This is a genomic window from Leifsonia sp. 21MFCrub1.1, from assembly GCF_900107895.1.
GTDB classification, from domain to species: Bacteria; Actinomycetota; Actinomycetes; order Actinomycetales; family Microbacteriaceae; genus Leifsonia; species Leifsonia soli.
On the sequence record NZ_LT629867.1, the window covers coordinates 3,137,279 to 3,159,746 of the forward strand.

Sequence of the window (22,468 nt, forward strand, 5' to 3'; positions counted from 1 at the left end):
GGCGGGCGGTATATCGTCTCGGCATGTGCCGGAACATCCGTTGCCTTCACAACTTCGAACCGCCCACGACCGACGATGAGGTGCGGGAGGCCGCGCTCCAGTTCGTCCGGAAGGTCAGCGGCTCGACGCATCCCTCGCGCGCAAACACCCCCGCGTTCGAGCAGGCCATCGACGAGATCGCCGAGGCGACCAGACGGATGCTGGACCAGCTGGTCACGAGCGCCCCGCCGAAGAGCCGGGAGCTCGAGGCGGCGAAGGGCCGACAACGGCACGAGAAGCGCATGGAGCGCGAGGTGAGGATCCGGACGGCGTCGGCGTGACGGTCAGATCCGCTCCACCGGCAGCCGATGCCTCCTTCGACACCCAGCCTGATCGACCGCCCCGCCGCGGCACCCGACTTCCGCGGTCCGAATCGATCGGCCCGCCGCACCGCCTGCGACGATGGTCGCCGGCAGCTCATCCCGGAGGCTGACGCGGGCAGCCGGACGCCGCGTTAGCCTCGACCCTATGCTTCGCCGGGCCACGACCGTCCTCGCGCTCCTGTGCGCCGCCGCCCTCCTCACCGGGTGCTCGACGATCGAGCAGCTGGCTCGGGATGCGACCGGCCGCGGCTCGGCTGAGCCCGCGGAGGCCTGCCTGCCGCGCGGCGCCGAGCCGGACCCGTCTCCGACGCCGGCTCCGACGCTCGATCCCCATGTCGCCGGAGAGGTCCGGGACGCCGTAGCCGCCGTCCGGAAGCTCGCGGGCGTCGACACGGTGCGCGAGAGCATGTCGGACTCGCGAACCGCCTCCGACGATCCGGACCGCCCGGACTGCCGGGTCGTCTCCAACCACTTCTCGAGCCAGGTCGACGTCGTGATGGAGGCGGCGGCGACACCCGCCCAGGCGGCAGCAGTCCCGACGACGATGGCACAGCACCTCGCGTGGACCGGGGTGAGCCTCGCCCTCACGGTGCCGGCCGGACCCGGGCACATCGAGACGACAGTCCACTACAGCGGGACCTTCGACCAGACCATCCCGATCGAGACCTCCACGGACGTGGCCGAGGGCCTCGCGCGGCTGGCGGCGACGCCGCACGTCACCTCGATCGAGGCGTCCATCCCGTACACGATGCGCGTCGACTACGGGTCGCTGACGGTGCTCGTCGACGGCGGGGATGCGGCGACGCTGGATGCGGTCCGCGCGGTCATCGGCACCACGGCGTTCGCCGACACCACCCTGCACGGCTCGTTCAGCAACGGCGCCAAACCCTGACGAAGGGTTGACGAAGAGCGCCAACGCTCGGCACACTTAGGTATGTGCCTAAGTATCACGACGAACTGGACGCTGTGCTCCGCGCTCTCGCGGATCCCACGCGGCGAGCCGTCGTGGAGCGGCTGGCGACATCACCAGCGGTGGTGACCGAGCTCGCGGCCCCATTTCCTATGGCGCTGCCGTCGTTCATGCAGCACCTGAGCGTGCTCGAGAACGCGGGAGTGATCACCTCCGAGAAGCACGGACGCGTCCGCACGGTGAGCCTGCGGCCGGGCGCGCTCGACATCCTGCACCTCTGGCTCGGGGAGCAACGCACTCCCGCCGAGCACCAGGCCGACCGCCTCGGCATCCACCTCGCCCGCGTCGCCGCGGCGCCGACCCCGAAGGACACCTGACATGACCCGCGTTCGCATGGACCTTTTCGCCTCCCTCGACGGCTACACGCCGTCCGATGCGTCGCCCGACACCCCGATGGGCGAGGACTGGGGCCGCCTCACGGCCGCCTGGGCATCGACCCGGACGTTCCGCGAGCGCATCTTCGGCGACACGAGCGGGGCCGGCACGACCGGCGTCGACGACCGGTTCGGCCGCGAGTTCTTCGAGGGGATCGGCGCCGAGATCATGGGCGCCGGCATGTTCGGCCTGCACTCCTTCCCCGACGACGCCGAGTGGAAGGGATGGTGGGGAGACACCCCGCCGTTCGGCACCCCGGTCTTCGTGCTCACCAGCACCGCGCCGCGCTCCCCGATCGAGATGAACGGCGGCACGACCTTCCACTTCCGCAACACTCCCGTGGAGGAGGTGCTCGCCGAGGCGACCGAGGCCGCAGGCGGACAGGATGTCCGGGTGGGCGGCGGCTATCGCACCGCCCGCGCCTTCCTCCGGGCCGGCCTCGTCGACGATCTGCATCTCATGATCGCCCCGATCTTCCTGGGCCGCGGGCACCGGCTGTTCGACGACCTGACCGGAATGGACCAGACGCACACCGTGACGTCCGAGGTCGCCGAGAGCGGCACCATCCACGTCACCCTGACCCGCTAGGACGCAGCCATGACGATCGAACGCCGCCTCGCCCGCGCCGGATTCACCCTCACCCGCGACTACCCCGCCCCGCCCGAACGCGTCTGGGACGCCTTCGCCGACGAGGAGCAGAAGCGGAGCTGGTGGGGAGCTGGAGACGCCATCGAGCCGGGCGAATGGTCCTTCGACTTCCGGGTCGGCGGGCGGGATGTGGCAGAGGGCACGTTCCACGACGGCCCGGTGTCGCGGTACGAGGCCACGTACACCGACATCGTCGAGCACGTCCGGATCGTCACCACGTACGACATGTGGATCGACGGCGTGCACATGTCGACCTCCGTCGCCTCCCTCGAGTTCGATCCGATCGACGAGGGCACCCGCTTCACGCACATCGAGCACGGCGTCTTCTTCGACCGGTTCTGGGCCGACGGTCCCGGGCGCGAGAGCGGCACCCGGGGCCTCCTCGACGCCCTGGGTGCCTACCTCGCGCGTTAGCCCTTCGCGCGGCGGCGGATCAGCCCGGTCGCCGCGTGGAGCGGTGCGCGGCGAAGCCGCTCAGACCGAGACCGAGGGCGAGCACGAGCAGTGCGGCGGCGAACGGCAGCGTCGTATCGCTTCCGCTCTGCGCGAGCAGGGCGGTCGAATCGATCGCTCCTCCCCCGGCGGCTCCGACGGGCACGGCGGCCGGCGCCGTCGCGAAGGTGTAGACCGCAGAAGCGTCCGGGCTCTGCCCGTTGGACGCCGTGATGGTGACGGTCGACGAACCCGGTGTCGTCGGCGTCCCGGAGATCACGCCGGTGGTTGGGTTGAGCGTGAGTCCCACGGGGAGTGTTCCGGCGGTCACCGCGTAGGTGGGCGCCGGCGTGCCGGATGCCGTCACCGTGAAGGAGTACGGAGTCCCGACGACCGCGCCGGTCGGCGTCCCCGACGTGATGGCCGGGCTGGACGTCGTGACCGGTGTGCCCGGTGGCGGGCATCCGGTCGGCACCGTCACGGTGCTCGTGTCGAGGGTGACCGCCGCGTTGCTCGCCAGCAGGCGGCCCGCGATGGTCGCGCCGGTCGTCGCGGTGATGGACTGGTCGGCCAGCACGGTGCCGACGAACTGCGCCGCAGTGCCGAGCGTCGCCGACGAGCCGACCCTCCAGAAGACGTTGCACGCCGTCGCGCCACCGGTCATCGTGATGTGGGTCGCCGATCCGATCGTGAGGGTGCTTGCGGCCTGGAAGACCCAGACCGACGTCGCACTCCCGGCGAGCGTCAGGGCTCCGTTGTCCGCGAGAGACAACGCGCCGCCGGAGTAGACGCCGGGTGTCAGCGACAGGCCGTTGAGCTCGCCGACCCCGGAGGTCGTCGGGGTCAGCCCGCTCGCCGTGTTGAAGGCGGTCGTCACATCGCTCTGCGCCTGCGCCGCGACGGCGTCGGTCTGATGGAGGGTTCCGGTGAGCGTGCCCTCCGGAGGGCCGCCGAAACCGGTGATCGACGATCCGGGGGACACCCCCACGTCACCGTCGACGACCGTCGGTCCGGTGTTCGTCACGGCGCTCGACCCGAGCACGCCGAAGGGCGCGGCCGTCCCGATGTCCACCGGCCCGTCGAGGGTGGTGTCCGCCCGCGCCGAAGCCGGGCCGAAGGTCAGCCCGAGCAGTGCGAGAAGCGCCGCCGCTGTGGCCCCGAGGCCGATCCGCCGGATGACAGAAGAAAAGGAGAAAGAGGATGTCGAATCGGCCACGAAGGCCCCCGCCCGATCGGGGGGTCCTGGCGTACGACGAGATTCGTCTTCCACACCCCTTGTGCGAAGTCTCTCACGGAATGGGGCCTCGTGCCGGATCCGGCCGAACAGGGGGTGAGCGCGTTCGGTCACCGAACACGGCTTGACGCCCGATCCGCGCCCTGCCTATACTCCCATTTACAACGTTGATTACATCGTTGTAAACCCGATCCGATCGACGATGAGCGGTCGGTCCCATGAGAGGCATTCAATGAAGAAACTGCTTGCGGCGCTGGCCGTCGCGGCCGGCGCTTCTCTCGCGCTGGCCGGCTGCTCCACCTCCTCCGGCTCCGGCGACTCCGGCCCTGTCACCCTCACCTTCTGGCACGGCTACACCGAGGCCGACGGCAAGGTGCTCGACGCGATCGTCGACGACTTCAACAAGTCGCAGGACAAGATCACCATCAAGACCACGACGAAGACGTGGGCCGTCATCGGAGACACCCTTCTCCCCGCCCTCTCCGCCAAGAAGGGCCCGGACATCGTCGCGATGCCGGCCGAGACCCTCCCGGTGTACGCGTCGAAGGGCGCGTTCGCCAAACTCGACGACTTCTACGCGAGCAGCGAGATGAAGAGCGCATCGCTGCGACCCGCCGCTGTCGAGATGGAGAAGGTCGACGGCTCCGCGTACGGCGTCCCGACCGGCTTCGTCCCGCTCTCCGTCATCTACAACAAGGCCCTGTTCGAGAAGGCCGGGATCACCGAGTTCCCGAAGACCTGGGACGAGTGGGTGGCCGACGCCAAGAAGCTCACCGTCGACGAGAACGGCGACGGAACCCCCGAGCAGTACGGCCTCGCCCTCCCGGACCACGCGACCGTGGGCAACGGCGTCTGGGCCAGCCTGTTCTACGGCAACGGCGGGAAGATCGTCGACGGCTCGAAGTCGGCGCTCGACTCCTCCGAGAACGCCGAGACGCTGTCGTACTGGGCGAAGGCCGTCACCGCCGACAAGATCTCGCCGACCGGCCTCGACGGGGTCGCCTCCGACAAGCTGTTCTCCTCGGGCAAGGCCGCGATGGAGATCGGCGGACCCTGGATGGCCGGTGTCGCCACCGAGAACAAGATCGACTACGGCATCGCCGGCATCCCCGCCGGACCGAAGGGTGCGGCAGCGTCGGCGATCGGCATCTCCGCCGCGGTCACCGCGCAGGCCGACTCGGCCAAGAAGGCCGCGGCGGAGAAGTTCTTCGCCTACTTCTTCACCAAGAAGGTCGCGACGAAGTGGTCGCTCGGCTCCGGCTGGCCGCCCCTGCGCACCGACATCCCGTCGTCCGACGTATCGTCCAACCCGGTCGTGGCTACACTCACCGACCTCGTCGGCGACGCGCGTCCGCTGCTCCCCGGCGTGGCCAACAGCACGGATGTGCTCTCCGCGGTCGACGAGGCGACGCAGAAGGCCCTCGCCGGCGGCGACCCGGCCGCGCTGCTGAAGTCCGCATCCAGCCAGGTGCAGCAGGCCCTCGGCAAGTGATCCCCCGGTGGACCGCCGTTCCGCGGCGGTCCACCACCTCTTCCGAAAGCGATCATGACCACTCTCACCCGCTCCCGCACGGGCCGCCGGCCGTACCGTCCGCCGGCCCCGCTCGGCGGCCGGCCCCGCTCGGCACGCCGCCGCGGACCGATGGCTCTGCTCTTCATGCTCCCGGCGATCGTCATCCTGATCGCCTTCGTGGGCTGGCCGATGCTGTCGGCCCTGCGCCTCTCGTTCACGAACGCGAGCGGCTTCGGCCTGGAGGAGTGGGTCGGCTTCGACAACTACGTGCAGGTGTTCACCGACCCGCGCGTCCTCGCCACCCTCGGCAATATCGCCCTCTACACGGTGCTCTTCACCCCCACCGCGCTGATCGCCGCCCTGCTGCTCGCCCTCCTCCTCACCAACCGGCGGCTGCTCGGGCGCGGCTTCTTCCGCACCGCGCTGTTCCTGCCGTTCATCGTCTCGCTCGCGGTCGCGGCATTCGCATGGACGTACCTGCTCGACCCGCAGGTGGGCCTGCTCAACTTCTGGCTGCGCAGCGTCGGCATCCAGCTCGGCAATGTGCTGCAGGACCCGGCGCTCGCGATGCCGACCGTCGTCCTGGTGGCCATCTGGAAGAGCTTCGGCTTCTACATGGTGATCTTCATCGCCGGCCTGCAGGAGATCCCGGAGTCGCTCTACGAGGCGGCGAAGATCGATGGAGCCGGAGCCTGGCGCCGGTTCGTCAGCATCACCCTCCCCCAGCTCAGCAACACCCTCGCGTTCGTCGTCGTGTTCGCGATGATCGCCGCGCTGCAGGCTTTCGACCAGATCTACGTCATGACCGGAGGCGGTCCCTACCGCTCGACGCAGACCGTCGTCATGGAGATCTACCAGGAGGGCTTCAAGAAGCTCGACCTCGGGCTCGCGACCGCGCTCTCCTACGTGCTGCTGGCCGCGACGCTCCTCCTCAGCCTCATCCAGTTCCGCTTCTTCGGACGCCGTGAGAAGGACCTCGCATGACCGCCACCCTCAGTCCGGCCGCCACCCGCCGGTCCGCGTCGGCCCCGCGCGGGAGGCGCGTCGGACGGACGACGGAGCGCTGGCTCCTCTTCGCCGCCGCCCTGGTGCTGACCGCCATCGTGCTGCTCCCGGTGATCGTGATCGTCCTCACCGCGTTCAAGCCCGCCGCGGAGATCAACGCGTACCCGCCGACGCTGCTCCCCGGCACGTGGACGCTGGACAACTTCGCGAAGATCTTCAGCGACCTCCCGTTCGGCCGGCTCTTCCTCAACAGCCTGGTCTTCGCGGGCGGAGTCACGGTCTTCGCGCTGGTGTTCGACTCGCTGGCGGCCTACGCTCTCGCCCGGATCGACTTCCGCGGCAACCGCATCGTGCTGATCGTGATCGTGGCCAGCCTGATGATCCCGTTCCAGGCGACGCTCATCCCCGTCTACCAGCTGGTGGCGCAGCTCGGCTGGGTCAACACGTTCGCCGGCCTGATCATCCCCCGTGCGGCGGACGCATTCGGCATCTTCTTCCTCCGGCAGTTCTTCATCGCCCTCCCCCGCGACCTGGACAACGCGGCGCGGATCGACGGCGCCGGGGAGTTCCGCATCTTCCGGAGCATCGTGCTCCCGAATGCGGTCCCCGCGCTGCTCACGCTGGCCATCTTCACCTTCGTGAACAACTGGAACGACCTGCTCTGGCCGCTCGTCTTCACGACCTCCCCCGACATGGGCACCATCACCTCGGGGCTGACGCTGCTCACCGGCCCGAGCGGCATCATCCCCTACGGCACGATGATGGCCGGGTCGCTGATCGCGGTCCTGCCGCTCGCCGTCATGTTCCTGATCATGCAGCGACGCTTCATCGAGAGCGTCGCCACCACGGGGCTCAAGTGACAGCCCCGCGCTGGTTCGAGGACGGCCGCCTGCACCTGGGGCTCGGGATCGAGGACACCTTCGTGCCTCAGGAGCGGCCGGGCGAGCGCGCGATCGATGAGTACGAGCTCACCGAGCACTACACGCGGTACCGCGAGGACTTCGCCCTGGCGGCGGGGGTGGGCGCCGAGGTGCTGCGCTGGGGCGTCCCCTGGTACCGGATCGCGCCGGAACCCGGCCGCTGGGACTGGAACTGGACCGACCGGGCGGTGGATGCGCTGCTCGACGCGGGATTGCGGCCCATCATCGATCTGCTGCACTACGGCACCCCCACCTGGCTGGCCGAGCAGTTCGCCTCCGCGGACTACCCGCAGCACGTCGCCGAGTTCGCCGATCGCTTCGGCGAGCGCTACGGGGACCGCGTCGTGGACTACACGCCGGTGAACGAGCCGGTCATCCACGCGCTGTTCTCGGGAGAGTACGGCTACTGGCCGCCCTACCGGACCGGCGCAGAGGGCTTCGCCGCCATCGCAGCGAACCTGGCGCGCGGCTTCGTGCTCAGCCAGGAGGCGCTGGCCGCCCGCATCGGCGACCGCGCGACATTCGTGCACGTCGATGCCGCCATCAGCTACGTCGGGGACGAGAGCGCGCCGGAGCACCGCGAGGAGGCCGAGCGGCTGCGCCACCAGGTGCACCTGGTCGAAGACCTCGTCACCGGCCGGGTCGACGACGCGCACGCGCTGCGCGACCGGCTGGCCCCCGCGGTGACGGACGCCGAGCTGGACTGGTTCGCCGCCCATGCCGTCCACCCCGACATCATGGGCGTCAACTACTACCCGCGGCACTCCACCGAGCTGTTCGAGCCGGGAGTCCGGCACGGCGGCGGCTTCGCCGACCCCCGGCCGAGCGTCGACCGCGGCACGCAGGGCCTCCGCGAGGCGCTCGAGCGGTTCGCAGCCAGGTACGGCGCACCGGTGATGGTCACCGAGACGTGCGTGACGGGAACCGTCGATGAGCGCATCCACTGGCTGGACGCGTCCATCGCACTGGTGGAGAGCATGCGGTCCGAGGGCGCCCCGGTCGTCGGCTACGTCTGGTGGCCGCTGTTCGACATGTACGAGTGGACGTGGCGCCACAGCGACCGGCCGCGCGCCGACCACCTGCTCACGATGGGGCTCCACGACCTCGTCGAGTCCCCCGAGGGGCTGCTGCGTTCTGCGAACCCGGTCGCCGACCGCTTCCGCGCGTACGCCTCCCGCCTGGTCACGGCGCCGTGATCGGGCACAGGAAGGGACTCGGGGTGACGACCTGCTGAGCTGACCGACACGTGACGACGAGCCCGACGTCGTGACGGCCCGCCCGCGCCCGCGGACGGGTCTCCAGTGAGAGAAGGAACCGACATGTTTCCATCACGCACCACATCGGGCTCGTCGCCGCGGCGACGGCTCCGGGCCATCGTCGCGGCCGGCGCCGTCGCCGGCGCCCTCGTCGCGGCGACGCTGACGGCCGCTCCCGCCTCCGCCGTGACGACCGGCAACGGCTCGCTCGTCTACTCGCCGGCGGCCGGCACGTCCTTCAACCCGGAGGGCGGACGCGCGGCGGGCACCACCTACGCGAAGAACATCGTCCTGAAGAACAGCGGGGCGTCGAACGGCACCCAGCTCGTCACCTACGACCAGCTCGTGCTCGTGAACGGCGTGCAGGTCTACCCGATCTACCGCAGCACGAACGACGGGTCGAGCTGGACGCACGTCACCGACGTGGTGCCGAGCGCGACCTTCCCGACGCTGACCCGCACCTCGCAGCCCTTCCTGTTCGAGGTCTCGCAGGCGACGGGCGGGCTGGCCGCCGGCACCATCCTGCTGGCCGGCATGATCATGCCGGAGGACCGCTCGAGCAGCCGCCTTGTCGTCTACAAGAGCACGAACCAGGGCACGTCGTGGTCGTATCTGAGCACCATCGACACGGGCGGCCCGGCCGTCTACGACCCCAGCCCGACCTCCACCACCTCGACCGTCTGGGAGCCGTCGCTCGCCATCGACGGGCAGGGCGGACTGGTCGCGTACTTCTCCGATGAGCGGCAGAAGGCGAGCGGCGTCCTGCAGGCGGTGTCGTACCGCCGGTCCACCGACGGCGGTGCCACCTGGGGCGCCGAGTCGAACGTGTCGGCCCCGAACAACCAGTCCGACCGGCCCGGCATGATCACCGTCACCAAGCTCCCGGACGGGCGGTACCTCGCCACGTTCGAGGTGGTCAACCGGCCGTCGCAGAGCAACAACACCGCCCCGGTGTACTTCAAGACCTCGCCCGACGGCTTGAACTGGTCGCCGACGACCAGCATCGGGACGCCGATCACCCTCGCGAACGGTCGCGGCATCGGCTCGTCGCCGTACGTGAAGTGGGTACCGGGCGGCGGCCCGAAGGGCATGGTCGTCGTCGCGTCGAAGTGGTCGCTGGATGCCGCGGGCACCATCGACGGCGGTCAGAACTTCTACGTCAACTACAACCTGGGCGACGGGCCGTGGGAGCGGCTGCCGATGGCGGTCACCTACGACGGCCCGGATGCCGAGGGCGGAACCTTCAGCGGGTTCGCCCAGAGCATCGACTACTCGGTGGACGGCCGCACGCTGTACCAGGCGACCAACGTCGAGAACCTAACGACCACGTACAACGACATCCGTGTGGGCTCCATCCCGCTGGACGCCCAGCAGTACGAGGCCGAGAAGGCCGCCCGCACGTCGGACACCTCGCTCGTCACGGACCCGGATGCATCCAACGGAAGCAAGGTCGGCAACATCAACAACACGACCAGCTCGGTGACGTTCACCGTGCGCGTCCCCGCGGCCGGCAGCTACACGATGAACGTCCGCTACGACAACGGAACGGGCGCGGCGTCGACGCACAACGTCAGCGTCAACGGCGGCACCGCATCCGCCCTCAGCTACCCGGCGACGGTGAACTGGGGACGCTACGGCTGGGTGCAGAAGACGGTCACGCTCAACGCGGGCGCGAACACGATCGCCTTCACGAAGGGGACCTCGTTCGCCGAGCTGGACGCCATCCAGCTCTACCAGCCGAGCACCGCGCTCGACCCGCAGTTCCGCATCGTGAACCGCAACAGCGGCAAGTACCTGGAGATCGCGAGCGCCTCGCTCGCGGACGGCGCGGGCGCCGGCCAGTGGGGCGACACGGGCAACGCCTGCCAGGTGTGGAACGTGCACCCGGTGTCGAACGGCCTCCAGCTGTTCAACGCGAACAGCGGAAAGTTGCTCGAGATCCCCGGGGCCCAGACAGCGGACGGCGTGCGAGCGGCCCAGTGGGGTCCGACCGGCAACGCCACGCAGGTGTGGTCCCCCGCCACCTCGGGCGGCTGGTGGACGCTGACCAACGCCAACAGCGGCAAGCCGCTCGAGATCGCCGGATCGTCCACGGCCGACGGCGCCTTCGCGCAGCAGCGCACCGCCGACGGCAGCGCGACGCAGCAGTGGCGGCTGGTGCGCGAGGGCATCCAGTAGTCCATCCGACCGGGGCGACGGCGATCGGGCCGCCGTCGCCCCTTCCGGGTCGCACGTGCGGTTGACTGAGGGCATGCGCGACCACGCCCTGTTCCTCAACGGCACCGTCGGCGTCGGCAAGAGCACGACGGCGGATGCGGTCAGTGCGCTCCTGATCGAGCGCGTCATCCCGCACGCGATCATCGACCTCGATGCGCTCCGGGCCGGCTGGCCCGCTCCGGACGGCGACCCGTTCAACTCCGCGCTGGAGCTCGCGAACCTTCGGCCGGTCGCCGCGAACCATCGCGCTGCGGGCGCCCGGATCCTGGTGATTCCCGGCGTCATCGAGGACGCCGCGGAGGTGCCGCGCTACCGCGACGCCCTGGGCGGCCTCCCCCTCACCGTCGTCCGCCTCACCGTCGACCCGACGCTCGGCGAGGCCCGGCTGCGCGCCCGGCATCGGGGTGACGAGGCGGCGTCGGCCTGGCATCTCCACCGCTTCGGAGAGCTGGATGCGGTGCTCGACGCGGCACGCATCCCGGGTCCCGTCGTGGACACGAGCCGCCTCACGCCCCGGGAGACGGCGATGCGGGTGCTCGACGGCATCCTCTGACCTCGGTCGGTCCCGGGTCTGTCGAGAGGTGGGGTGTGGCCGGTCGCCCTCTGGGGGAAGGACAGTTGTCACCCGGCCACACGATCGGGCGACGCAGCGAGATTCGAGGCCCGACACGCACACCTTGACTCACCCCGGGGCGAAGAGCATAGACATCAGTTTTCCGCCGTCGGGTGGGCGCAGTTCGGGCGGACACCGCCACGACGGGCCCGGCGTAGGGGTCGTGGCGGTGTCCGCGCTGATGGGTGGCGGAGAGGTCAGCCGCCGGCGAGCATGCTCTGCATGGTGGCGATCTCCGCGGTCTGGTCGGTCACGATCCGATGCGCCAGCGCCACGGCGTCCGGGTTCCTGCCGTTCTGCACCTCAGCCTTCGCCATGTCGATGGCCCCCTCGTGGTGTTCGACCATCTGCGTGAGGAACAGCGATCCCGCCTCCGCACCGGTCGCGTTCTGCAGCGCGGTCATGTCGGCCTGCGACATCATGCCGTCGCCGTGGTGCATGCCGCTCATGTCCGACGACTGGCCCCATCCGGAAAGCCAGCTGTTCATCGTGTCGATCTCCGGACCTTGCGCGTCCTTGATCTTCGAAGCGAGCTCCGCCACTCGCGGATCGACGCCCTGCTTCGCCAGAAGCATGTCGGACATCTCGATCGCCTGCTGATGGTGCATGACCATGTTCATGGCGAACGCGACATCCGCCGCGTTGTGGGTGCTCGACGTGGCAGACGACGATCCGCCGCCATCATCCGCCCCGGGCACCTGACGGGCGCCGCCGGAGGGAGTGCTGCAACCGGCAAGGACGGCAACGGTGAGGAATGCGCCGCAGGCGGCAGCGATGAGCTTGGTGTTCATGAGTTTCTCTTTCGTTCGCAATGGAGTGATGGCTGGGCTTCCGCGCATGCGGAAGCAGCGCCACCGGCCGGGGCCGGAGCGCTGCGGCAGCACTCAGGTGCGACTGATCGAGAGGACGTGAAGAGACGGAGGAGACGCGGGCGCGATGATCCGCGGGACCTCACGAGCCCGTGCTGCGATGGCCGCGAAGAACGCCCAGCGCGAGCGCATGAGGATCGGCGCGAGAAGGAGCAGAACGGTAGCGAGCAACGCCAGGAAACACAGCATCGCCGACATGTCATGCCCGGGACCGCATCCACCCGCCGCGCAGTGCGCGTGCGCATCCATGCCCGGATCCGTGCTCGATCCCATCGCCATGCCGCGGCCGGCATCGGTGCCCTTCGTGGACTCCTCCCCGGGGTGATCGCTTTCCAGAGCCGAGTGGAGAGCGGCGTGAGGAGACATCGAATCAGCGGGACCCGAGACAAGCGTGTGCATCCCCAGAATCCCGACGATCACACCGACGACCGCGAGCAGCAGAAGAAGCGGAGGCCACACCGAGCTCGGCGTTGCATGCCGTCCGATCACTGTGCTGCCTCCCCTCCGGAACTCGGACGCCACGCTAGCGTGCGCTGCTGGGTGGACCCTCAAACCATAAGACATTGTGCGTTTCCCTCCTCACGGTCCACCGGCGAAACAGCTTGCTGTCGGGCGCCCTAGGCGGAGGCATAACCTACCCCCGCATCTGATCCGTAGGCGGCCATCCGGCCGGAACGGACGGGGGGATCATGATCAAGCGTCTGTGCGTGACGGTGGCCGTCGTCGTCCTGCTCGCCGGCGTCGTGACCCCCGTCGCGGCCACCGCGGCCGCGGGGAGCCTCGTCAGCGGCCTGGTCTGGGCGGACGTCAACCGCGACGGCGTCCGCACACCGGACGAGAGCGTGAAGGCGGGAGTACCCATCCAGCTGGTCTCTGCGACGACCGGAAACGTCGTCGCGACGACGACATCGGCGACGAACGGCACGTACTCGTTCGCCAACGCCGCGGACGGCAGCTATTTCGCGCGGGCGATCGCTCCCGGCGCCTTCCGGTTCCCCGACGTCGCCACCGGCCAGAACGACTTCCGCCGCAGCGAAGTTCCGGCGACCGGCAGTCCGGAGCGCGGTGTGACGGCGCCGTTCACGATCGCGGGGGCGACGCAGGTCGCCAACCTGGATGCCGGGATGCAGCCGATCGCGACGCTCGAGACCGACCGGTTGCAGATTCCGGACTCTTGCGAGACGTACGCGTCCACCGGCACGCCCCCGTGGGACGCCACCGACGGCCCCGGGCTCGACACGGGTCCGGGCAACTGCGTCGTGCGCGTCGGCGACACGGTGCGTCAGAACTATTCGGTGTCGCTGACGGGGCTGCCGACCGGGGTGACCGTGCCGAACGTCGTGATCGAGCTGACCATCTCCCCGGTGTCGAACCCGGACGACCCCTCCGATGCCGCCGATGCGACGCTCCAGCTGGCCGGCCCGGGAACGAACGGGCTCCCGGCCGGGTGCCTCGCCGCGGCCAACGGGGCGAACCCGCCGTCGTCGGCGACGACGAACGCGAACGGGTCGATCACCGTGGTCTGCAACCTGGGATCGATGTCGTCGAACGTCAGCACGGTGCAGCTCGTCTACCGGTTCGCCGACGACACGCCGATTCCGGGCTTCGCATCGGTGACGGCATCCGCGTACACCGGGCAGGACGACGCGGCGCCCTCGAACACCGTGTCCGGGCCCGTGGTGCAGGTGACCGGCACGGCGCAGTGGGAAGCGAAGAAGTTCCCCCAGAACGGCCCGCTCCGGGCGACGCGCACGATCGGCGGTGTCGTCACCCACGGGTTCGATCAGTACTACTGGATCGACCTCATCAACGTGAAGGGCGCGATCGGAGGCTCCGATCTGCAGTGGCCGATCTCGTTCACCGACCGCATGACGAAGTTCCCCAACGCCGTGCTCTTCAGCTGCTCGCCCCGGATCCCCGGGAACGACGCGGCCGTCTCCGACTGGTCCGTCACCTGCCCGGTCAACCAGGCGGCCGGAACGACCGGCTGGAACATGACGGCGTCGAAGCCCGTGAATTCCCGCCAGGAGAACACGCGCATCCTGGTCGGCGTCTTCGTTCCGAACGCCGACGCCTATCGGTCCGTCGATCCCGGCTGGCAGCCGGGGGACGCGCCGCCGGCCGGAACGGTGGCGTGGCAGAACCAGATCCGGGACACCAACGGCTGGCACTTGGTGGGCGGGCAGCTCAACGATCCCCCGAACAGCGCGGGGCCCGGCTATGAGCCCGGGTGGGACGGCACCACGGCCAGCGGCGACAACGTGGTGGACCGCACCTTCGCCACGACCGAGCCGCGCTGGGATCTGATCAAGAGCAACACCGGGACACCGGCCTTCCAGACGCGGGATCTCGACAACGATCCGGCGACGGCTCCGACACCGGGATTCTCTGTGCAGTTCTTCTTCCAGGTCAACGAGTCCAACGGCAACCCCATCAGCGTCAACGTCGACAACATCGCGCTGAAAGACGTGATGCCCGAGTACCCGGATGCGGTGCTCCTCTCCTGCGCCGGAAGTGCGGGCAACTTCAACACCGGCACGCCCACCTGCCAGACCGGTGCCCAGCCGGTCGGCGGATGGAACATGAGCTTCACCGCGAACGCGAACGGCAACAACACGAGGACGAACACCTGGACCGGAACGTTCTTCATCCCCACCCCGACCATCCCCGATCCGTGCCGCACGAACGTGAACGAGACGTTCACCGTGCGCAACGAGGCGCACCCCAGCGGAGACTGGAGGGCGGACGGGTGGCTGATCAACAACACGGGGTTCGAGCCCGGCTGGGACGGCACGACCGCGTCGGGCAACAATGTCGCGACTCGAACGTTCAGCGTGCGCAGCACGGTCAGCGACTGCGGCACCCTGAACGGCGACAAGCAGTACGAAGGGATCGCCGGCGGTCTGACCGCCTGGAACCAGTTCTCGCTGGGCGACGTGGTGAACTCGCACGTCTGGACGACGGCCAGCACGAACCGGGTCTCGGTGACCGACCCGATGGTGTGCGACGTGTTCGACGTCTCCGTGTGGCGCGTCTCGGGCAACCCGCTCGCGCCGGTGACCGGCGCCGACCCCAACCCGCACCTCCAGGCCAACCCGGCCAATCCGGGCTTCGACCGCAACGACTACGTCATCGAGTACGCGGTCGGGGCGAACTCCGTCGATACCCAGACCGGCACGGGCAACGGTCTCGACAACACGGCGAACGTCGTCGACGCGCGGCAGTGCCGGGACGCCCCCGGACCGTGGTCCAGCGACCCAGCGGCCGCATTCGGCGCCGACTGGCGCGACGAAGTCAACATGGTCAGAGTGCGGCCGGTGACCGCCGGGCACGTCGAAGTCGGCCCGTTCACGCTCGGCCTGTACCTCCCGCTCCAGTCGCGCTGGCGGTACAACGGCGGCCCGAACGCGGGTGAGGACATCCCGCAGGGCGTCCTGCTGAACAACACCGGCGCCTGGCCCGCGATCGACGCGAACGGAGCCCAGGTCTGGCGGGATGTCTCGCGGCAGCTCGCGGCCAACCTGCCGCTCAGCGGGAACAAGTCCTACGCCACCGAGGCCGGCAACGCCTGGGCGGACAACACGACGGTCGCCTCCGGGACCAAGGTGCAATCGATCGTCGGGCTGTACGCCGACCTCCCCCAGCTCGGGGCGGTATCCGGACCGCCCAACGGCGTCCAGGCGCCCGGCGCACCGGACAGCCTCGGGTTCCCGGTCGACAACCCCACGGTGTGCGACGCCTTCGACGTGTCGGTGTTCCAGCTGGACCGGCTGGGATGGTCGACGTCGACGGGCATCACGCCGAGCGACTACGTCATCGAGTACGCCGTCGGCTCCAATGCCGTCGACACGCAGGCGGGGGCACCGACCGGCGGGCTGTACCCGGTGGACCGCACATCGCTCGTCGCGGACGCCACCTCCTGCCGCGAGTACGCCGGCCCCTGGGTCACCGACCCCGCGCAGTTCGGACCGAACTGGCGCGACACCGTGAACATGGTGCGGATGCGTCCCCGTGCCACCGACTACGTCCAGCACGCCGCGTTCGCCCTGACTCTGCGCACGATGCTCAAAGCGCGCGGCGTGTACAACGGCGGACCGGATGCGGGTCAGCCGGTGCCCACCGGCGTCCGGCTCTCCAACGTCGGCGGATGGTCGACCGGCCCCCGCGGAGACCAATGGACCACCATGCAGAAAGAGGTGCGCTACCAGGGGATGCGCCTGATCGTCGCCAAGTCCGCCGGGCAGGCGACCTACCTGCCCGGTCAGGACGCGATCTGGAACCTCAGCGTCGGGATCAACGACGCCGAAGTCGGCGCGGTGATGCAGAACATCCGGCTCGTCGACACCATCCCGCAGGGCCTCACCTACAACTCGGCCTGCACGCACGCGCGCCTGCCCGCAGGCGTCACGGTGAACTACAACGCGGCGACGCGGGAGGTGACCTTCATTCTGGGGGATGTCACCGCCACCGCCGCCAACTACTGGATCCGCACGGGCGCGACCGCTCTGCAGCTGTGTGCGACGCTCGAGACGGTCGCGCAACCCGGCGACTCCTACGTCAACTCGGTGCAGGCGAGGGCGGACAACTCCGAGAACGCCCCGACGGCGACCGCGACCACCACGGCCACCGGCTCCGGGCAGCTGGGCCTGGTCAAGAACGTCGACAAGTCGTTCGTGGCGAGCGGCGAGACCTACACCTGGTCGCTGGACTGGGCGAACACCTCCACGGTCATCTCCTTCCTGCCCACGGACCTGATCGACGTCCTGCCCTGGAACGGCGACGGCGATCCAGCGTCCGGCTCGGCGCGCGGACAGTACGCCTCGGACTACGTCGGACTCTCGCGGCTGACCGGGCTGCTGGCCGCGCCGACGTACGTCCGCGGTGCCACGGGGAACGTGGGCGGCTTCTGGTACTACTCGACGGCGGACCCCTCGACCATCAGCCAGGACCCCCGCGATCCCGCGAACGCCGACCCGGCAGCACCCGGAGGCCTGTGGCTGGCCGCCGGAGAGGTCTCCGACATCGGTGCGGTGACGGCGGTGCGTTTCGTCTCAAGCGGTCCCCTCGGTGTCGGCACGCGTGTGCGCGCCCAGATCCCGATGGTCTCGACGAGCGACCAACTCGACAACGTGTACGTGAACCGCGCCGAGATCTACTCGGGCACCTTCCCGAACCAGCCCCTGCTCTCCAACGAGCCGTACGTCATCATGCCGGGCTTCACGGTCGGCGACCTGGTGTGGCTCGACCGCAACGGCGACGGGCGCTTCGACAGCGGCGACCAGGGCATCCCCGGCGTGACCGTCCAGGTGCTCGACGAGGCCGGGGACGTCGTCTCGACCGCGACGACCGATGCGGTGGGCCGCTGGGTGTCGAAGGCGCTGCCGGCGGGAACGTACACGGTGCACATCCCGGCCGCCATGTTCGACCCGGGGGAACCGCTCGCCGGCGTGGTGGTGCGCACGGCCGGTTCCAGCGCTGCCAACGCGATCAACGAGCGCGGCGACAACAACAACACCGAGACGCCGGTCCCCAGCTGGACAGGCCTGACCAGTTCTCAGGTGACGCTCTCCTACGTCCGCGACGGCCGGGGCTTCCTCGTCGGCGCCAACGGGGCGATCGGCGATGACGTCCTCGGCCTCGCGAACCCGCTCATCCCCGACGAGTTCAGCAACTACACCATCGACCTCGCGCTGATGCCCGCACCCGGCATCGAAATCAAGAAGTCGACGAACGGCCAGGATGCGGACGATCCCCCGGGCCCGACTGTGGCGGTTGGCGGCCCCGTGCGGTGGACGTACGTGGTGACCAACACCGGCGCCGTGGACCTCACGGACGTCACCGTCACGGACAACCGGATGGACGCTGCCGCCATCGACTGCGGCGGCACGGGTTCGAATGTCGTCCCAGGGCCCCTTCCGCCGGGAGCGTCGTTCACCTGCGTCGCGGACGGCACCGCGACGGAGGGCAGATACGTCAACCTCGGGATGGTCAGCGCGCTCGACCCGGCGATGGAGCAGGTGACCCACGAGGACCTGTCGCAGTACGACGGCGTCGAGCCGCAGGTCGACATCGAGAAGGCCACGAACACCCTGGATGTCGACGCTGCGCCGGGCCCGACCGTCGCCGCCGGCGGCGCCGTCCGCTGGACCTATGTCGTGAGGAATACGGGAAACGCACCCTTGACGAACGTGACGGTGACCGACGACCACGTTCCCGCGTCGGGCATCAACTGCGACGGCACGGGGAGCAACGTCATCCCCGGACCGCTCGCCCCCGATGATTCATTCACCTGCGTCGCCACGGGAACGGCCGTCCTCGGGCAATACGAGAACACCGGCCGTGTGACCGGCACCGCGCCGCCCACCACCGACGTCGACGGGCTCCCGGTCCCGGGCGCTGAGGTGACGGACGAGGACCTCTCCCACTATCTCGGCATCCAGCCGCAGGTCGACATCGAGAAGGCCACGAACACCCAGGATGCGGACACCGCCCCCGGCCCGGCCATCGCCACAGGAGACCCCGTGCGCTGGACCTATGTCGTGACCAACACCGGAACCGTGCCGCTCACCGATGTGACCGTCACCGACGATCGGGTACCGGCTTCGGGGATCGACTGCGACGGCACGGGAAGCAACGTCATCCCCGGACCGCTCGCGCCCGACGCGACGTTCAGCTGTGTCGCGAACGGCACGGCCACCCTCGGCCAGTACGAGAACACCGGCAGCGTGACCGGAACCGGACCCGCGACGACGAACGTGGACGGGAACCCGGTGCCTGGTGCGGACGCGTCCGATGAGGACCTGTCGCACTACCTCGGCGTCGCCCCGGCGATCGATATCGAGAAGGCGACCAACGGCCTCGACGCGGACGACGCGCCAGGACCCGCGATCGCCGAAGGCGCCCCGGTGCGGTGGACCTACACGGTGACGAACACCGGGAACGCTCCCGTGACCGAGGTCACCGTGACGGACGACCGGGTCGACGCCTCCCGCATCGACTGCGGCGGAACGGGAAGCAACGTCATCCCCGGGCCGCTCGACCCCGGCGACGCTTTCGACTGTGTCGCCACCGGCACGGCGGTCGCCGGTGCCTACGTCAACACGGGCACCGTCACCGCGATAGGCCCCGAGGTGGTGGATGCCGACGGGGCGACCACCCCCGGAATGCAGGTATCCGACACCGACCCATCGCACTACCTGGGCGAGATCACGGACGAGGGAACCACGCCGATCCCGCCGGTGATCCCGCCGGGCCCGCCTGCCGCCCCGGCTGCGCCGGCTGCCCCGGGTCCGGACGCGCTGCCCGACACCGGCGCCGGAGACCAGACCGGCCTGCTTCTCGGCAGCGCCCTGCTCCTCCTTCTCGGAGCCCGGGCCATCATCGGAGGGCGCCGACGCCGCCGGCGGACCAGCTGACAGAGCGGGAGCGCTGCCCTCCGACACGGTATCGGCGAACCGGGGAACCCGCGGCCGCCCCTGCCTGCTGCTACTCGCCTGCAGGCAGCTGCTTGGCGTCGACGATGATCTTCTCGAGGCGGTCGAGGGCCTCATGAATAGTTTCGCCGTGGTGGGCTTAGACGGCGCGGGGCTGCTGTTACGCGTCCCGTTCGGGCCAGCGCTGGATGGACTCCTGGAGGCGCTGTGCGACGTCGACGCCGAGTACGGCAGCGCACCCCGGCGGTGGTGGGTGAAGCGCTCTCGTCGGGCATGCTGCGGGCGTCAGCTTTCGGGGCCGGCTAGGCGGAGGGCGTTGAGGAGGAGGTTCCCGAAGCGTTGCTCCGGGGAGCCGAACGGGTCCTCGATGACCATGTAGGTCCAGGTGGTGGACGGTCTGCGCAGGCCGAGGGGTTCGGGGTCGAGGGTTCCCCGAGCGGCAGCGTGGGCGAGGGTCGCTGCGATGGCGTCCGTGACGCGGCCGGCGAAACCCTCGAATGACCGGTAGGCGATCCTGTTGTACTCGTCGAGCGGGTTGTCGCGGGCCAGGGAGCGCAGATGGATCCCCTCGCGGGCCGCGGTGAGCATGTCGAGGTGCTCGATCCAGTACTGGTCGAGGTGGTGCAGGCTGATCTCCCGGACGGCAGCGTGGATGCGATGGCGGTCGAACCGGCCGAGCAGGGCGTCGACGGCGGTTCGTGCCTCGCCGTTCAGGAGGAGATCGTCTCGCTCAGCGGACAGCACCTCGGTGCGGAGCCGGAGGACGGCGTGCCGTTGCTCGGTGGGAACTTCGGAGAACGCGAGGGTGTTCCGGTGCGATCGATGCTGGAGCCCTTCCGCGAGACGCTGGGCATGGTCGACGAGTTCCGTGGCCATGTCGGTGGTGAACGGGGAGCCGTAGGCCTTCCGCAGGGACGGTGAGAATCCCGGCAGGTGGCGGCGCACCAGGTCGTCGTCGAGGCTGGTGAAGAAGACGCTCGTTCCGGGGTCGCCCTGTCGACCGGCACGGCCCCGCAGCTGGTCATCGAGTCGGCGGCTGTCGTAGCGGCCGATCCCGATGACGCAGAGCCCGCCGGCGGCGATGACGCGTTCCGCGTCGCTTCCATCGGCTCCGCCGAGCCTGATGTCGGTCCCCCGTCCGGCCATCTGGGTGGAGATCGTGATCCTCCCGTGTTCGCCGGCGCGGGCGATGATCGCCGCCTCGTCCGCGTCGTTCTTCGCGTTGAGCACCACCGCGTCGAGTCCGCACCGTTCCAGCTCCTCAGCGACCTGCTCCGACTCGGCGACACTGCCGGTGCCGACCAGGAGCGGACGCCCGGACCGATGCTCGGCGACGATGTACTCGAGCGCCGCCCGCAGCTGCGACGGAGCGTCGGGGTGCGCCCGATCCGGGAGGTCCTCCCGGATCACCGGCCGGTGCGGACCGACCTCGCCGGTGCGAACTCCGTACCGGTCAGCCAGCTGCTCGGCAACGGGCAGCGCCGTCCCGGACATGCCGCACACCGTCCGGTACCGGCCGACGAGCGCCTGGATCGTGATCGAGTCGAGGATCTCGCTGACAGTCGAGCTCTCCAGATCTTCCTTCGCCTCAACGGCCGCGTGCAGTCCGTCCGGCCACCGCTGCAACCGGGCGATCCTCCCCCGAGAGGCATTGACCAGCTGGATCAGCCCATCGCGGACGATGTAGTCCACATCACGGTGCAGCAGCGCCTGCGCGTGCAACGCGACGTTGATCGTCGTGAGGTGGTCATGCCCAGCGGCGTCGAACAGATTGACCTCGCCGAGAGCAGCCTCGACCCCATCCACACCCCGGTCGGTCAAGGCCACATTCCGGCCATCCGCATCCACTTCATAGTCGACTCCAGCCACGAGGGTGCGTACGAGTTGCGCCGCCTCTCGTTGCGAAACACCCGCGGTCCCCCCGCCGGCGAGGACCAACGGCGTCGAGGCCTCATCGATCAGGACCGCGTCAGCCTCATCGACGATCACCACATCGGGGACGAACAGCTCCACATCTTCCGGTTCTGTGCGAAACCGGTCCCGCAGCACATCGAAGCCCGCCTCGGTGACCGGCACATACGTCACGTCCGCGGCGTACGCGGCCCGGCGCTGCTCCCGCCCCTCGCCCTCCCCGATCCAACCGACGCCGACCCCGAACCCCCGGTAGAACGGCGACATCCACTCGGCATCCCGACGGGCCAGATAGTCATTGACAGAGAACAGCTGCACCGACCGCCCCTGCAGCGCGTAACCGGCAGCCGCGACCGCCCCGGTCACCGTCTTCCCTTCGCCGGTCCCCATCTGCACCACGTGCCCATCCAGAAGCGCCAACGCCCCCACCAGCTGGCTGTCGAACAGGTCGATCCCCAGAGCGGCCCGTGCGACAGCCCGCGCCACCCGGCAGAACTCCCGCTGCTCCGCCCTCCCCCACTCGCCGGAACACGAGCGCAGCCGACTCACGGAAGCATCCACCTCATCCGGAGAGGACGGCGCCACGAGCGAACGGAGATCGCCCACCAGCGCACGATGACGACGGAACCGGACCGTGCCATCCACACCGAAGTACCGCCTGACACCATCACGCAGACCCACAACCACCCCCTGACACCAGACTCGCTATC

General features: G+C 69.5%; 16 protein-coding genes. 12 read left to right on the top strand and 4 right to left on the bottom strand.

All coding sequences use genetic code 11. The features are described from left to right. Positions 1–23 precede the first annotated feature (23 nt). From BLW09_RS14850 to BLW09_RS14870, 5 genes are all read left to right on the top strand, one after another. On the top strand, positions 24–320 hold the full coding sequence (locus BLW09_RS14850) for a DUF2277 domain-containing protein (protein WP_089914354.1): 297 nt from the start codon (positions 24–26) through the stop codon (positions 318–320). A gap of 187 nt (positions 321–507) precedes the next feature. Then, the gene (locus BLW09_RS14855; RefSeq protein WP_089914356.1) at positions 508–1,254 is read left to right on the top strand and encodes a hypothetical protein; all 747 of its coding nucleotides are present in this window, start codon (positions 508–510) and stop codon (positions 1,252–1,254) included. Positions 1,255–1,298: 44 nt separating this feature from the next. Then, complete coding sequence (locus tag BLW09_RS14860; protein WP_089914359.1) at positions 1,299–1,649, top strand: ArsR/SmtB family transcription factor; 351 nt, start codon at positions 1,299–1,301, stop codon at positions 1,647–1,649. A gap of 1 nt (position 1,650) precedes the next feature. After that, on the top strand, positions 1,651–2,295 hold the full coding sequence (locus BLW09_RS14865; RefSeq protein ID WP_089914361.1) for a dihydrofolate reductase family protein: 645 nt from the start codon (positions 1,651–1,653) through the stop codon (positions 2,293–2,295). 9 nt (positions 2,296–2,304) lie between these two features. After that, on the top strand, positions 2,305–2,769 hold the full coding sequence (locus BLW09_RS14870; protein ID WP_089914363.1) for an SRPBCC domain-containing protein: 465 nt from the start codon (positions 2,305–2,307) through the stop codon (positions 2,767–2,769). A 19-nt stretch (positions 2,770–2,788) separates the two neighbouring features. On the opposite strand, the gene BLW09_RS14875 is transcribed toward BLW09_RS14870, so the two are convergent. Continuing rightward, complete coding sequence (locus BLW09_RS14875) at positions 2,789–4,003, bottom strand: ice-binding family protein (RefSeq protein WP_172824218.1); 1,215 nt, start codon at positions 4,001–4,003, stop codon at positions 2,789–2,791. Positions 4,004–4,253: 250 nt separating this feature from the next. Here BLW09_RS14875 and BLW09_RS14880 point away from each other — a divergent pair, with 250 nt between their 5' ends. The 6 genes from BLW09_RS14880 to BLW09_RS14905 all read left to right on the top strand — a co-directional run bounded on the left by BLW09_RS14880 (position 4,254) and on the right by BLW09_RS14905 (position 11,485). Further along, on the top strand, positions 4,254–5,513 hold the full coding sequence (locus tag BLW09_RS14880) for an ABC transporter substrate-binding protein (protein ID WP_089914369.1): 1,260 nt from the start codon (positions 4,254–4,256) through the stop codon (positions 5,511–5,513). Positions 5,514–5,567: 54 nt separating this feature from the next. Beyond that, positions 5,568–6,518 (top strand): carbohydrate ABC transporter permease, encoded by a 951-nt coding sequence (locus tag BLW09_RS14885; RefSeq protein WP_231946883.1) that lies wholly within the window; start codon positions 5,568–5,570, stop codon positions 6,516–6,518. After that, positions 6,515–7,399: a carbohydrate ABC transporter permease gene (locus BLW09_RS14890; protein ID WP_089914374.1), complete on the top strand. Its 885-nt coding sequence runs from the start codon at positions 6,515–6,517 to the stop codon at positions 7,397–7,399. Before BLW09_RS14885 ends, BLW09_RS14890 begins: the two co-directional genes overlap by 4 nt. Continuing rightward, a complete protein-coding gene (locus BLW09_RS14895; protein WP_089914377.1) occupies positions 7,396–8,655 on the top strand; it encodes a family 1 glycosylhydrolase in 1,260 nt (419 codons plus the stop codon). The genes BLW09_RS14890 and BLW09_RS14895 overlap by 4 nt, the downstream gene beginning before the upstream one ends. A gap of 123 nt (positions 8,656–8,778) precedes the next feature. Then, positions 8,779–10,893, top strand: coding sequence for an RICIN domain-containing protein (locus tag BLW09_RS14900; protein ID WP_231946885.1), 2,115 nt, complete (start codon positions 8,779–8,781; stop codon positions 10,891–10,893). Positions 10,894–10,966: 73 nt separating this feature from the next. Beyond that, on the top strand, positions 10,967–11,485 hold the full coding sequence (locus BLW09_RS14905; protein WP_089914380.1) for a hypothetical protein: 519 nt from the start codon (positions 10,967–10,969) through the stop codon (positions 11,483–11,485). 257 nt (positions 11,486–11,742) lie between these two features. Here BLW09_RS14905 and BLW09_RS14910 read toward each other — a convergent pair whose 3' ends face one another. Together BLW09_RS14910 and BLW09_RS14915 are read right to left on the bottom strand one after the other, a co-directional pair. Continuing rightward, on the bottom strand, positions 11,743–12,336 hold the full coding sequence (locus BLW09_RS14910) for a DUF305 domain-containing protein (protein ID WP_089914384.1): 594 nt from the start codon (positions 12,334–12,336) through the stop codon (positions 11,743–11,745). A gap of 93 nt (positions 12,337–12,429) precedes the next feature. Beyond that, positions 12,430–12,936, bottom strand: a complete 507-nt coding sequence (locus BLW09_RS14915; RefSeq protein WP_157696947.1) for a DUF6153 family protein — start codon at positions 12,934–12,936, stop codon at positions 12,430–12,432. A 167-nt stretch (positions 12,937–13,103) separates the two neighbouring features. On the opposite strand from BLW09_RS14915, the gene BLW09_RS14920 reads away from it, so the two are divergent. Further along, complete coding sequence (locus BLW09_RS14920) at positions 13,104–19,829, top strand: DUF7507 domain-containing protein (protein ID WP_089914392.1); 6,726 nt, start codon at positions 13,104–13,106, stop codon at positions 19,827–19,829. Positions 19,830–20,132: 303 nt separating this feature from the next. Here BLW09_RS14920 and secA2 read toward each other — a convergent pair whose 3' ends face one another. Next, positions 20,133–22,307, bottom strand: coding sequence for an accessory Sec system translocase SecA2 (secA2, locus tag BLW09_RS14925; RefSeq protein WP_197682023.1), 2,175 nt, complete (start codon positions 22,305–22,307; stop codon positions 20,133–20,135). Positions 22,308–22,468: the final 161 nt, after the last annotated feature.

What these genes read in the sequence shown, in the direction of transcription:
- BLW09_RS14885 (WP_231946883.1), top strand. Translation starts at nt 5,568, where the DNA reads ATGACCACTCTCACCCGCTCCCGCACGGGCCGCCGGCCGTACCGTCCG.
- BLW09_RS14865 (WP_089914361.1), top strand. Translation starts at nt 1,651, where the DNA reads ATGACCCGCGTTCGCATGGACCTTTTCGCCTCCCTCGACGGCTACACG.
- BLW09_RS14900 (WP_231946885.1), top strand. Translation starts at nt 8,779, where the DNA reads ATGTTTCCATCACGCACCACATCGGGCTCGTCGCCGCGGCGACGGCTC.
- BLW09_RS14920 (WP_089914392.1), top strand. Translation starts at nt 13,104, where the DNA reads ATGATCAAGCGTCTGTGCGTGACGGTGGCCGTCGTCGTCCTGCTCGCC.
- BLW09_RS14870 (WP_089914363.1), top strand. Translation starts at nt 2,305, where the DNA reads ATGACGATCGAACGCCGCCTCGCCCGCGCCGGATTCACCCTCACCCGC.
- BLW09_RS14855 (WP_089914356.1), top strand. Translation starts at nt 508, where the DNA reads ATGCTTCGCCGGGCCACGACCGTCCTCGCGCTCCTGTGCGCCGCCGCC.
- BLW09_RS14890 (WP_089914374.1), top strand. Translation starts at nt 6,515, where the DNA reads ATGACCGCCACCCTCAGTCCGGCCGCCACCCGCCGGTCCGCGTCGGCC.
- BLW09_RS14850 (WP_089914354.1), top strand. Translation starts at nt 24, where the DNA reads ATGTGCCGGAACATCCGTTGCCTTCACAACTTCGAACCGCCCACGACC.
- BLW09_RS14880 (WP_089914369.1), top strand. Translation starts at nt 4,254, where the DNA reads ATGAAGAAACTGCTTGCGGCGCTGGCCGTCGCGGCCGGCGCTTCTCTC.
- BLW09_RS14905 (WP_089914380.1), top strand. Translation starts at nt 10,967, where the DNA reads ATGCGCGACCACGCCCTGTTCCTCAACGGCACCGTCGGCGTCGGCAAG.
- BLW09_RS14910 (WP_089914384.1), bottom strand. Translation starts at nt 12,336, where the DNA reads ATGAACACCAAGCTCATCGCTGCCGCCTGCGGCGCATTCCTCACCGTT.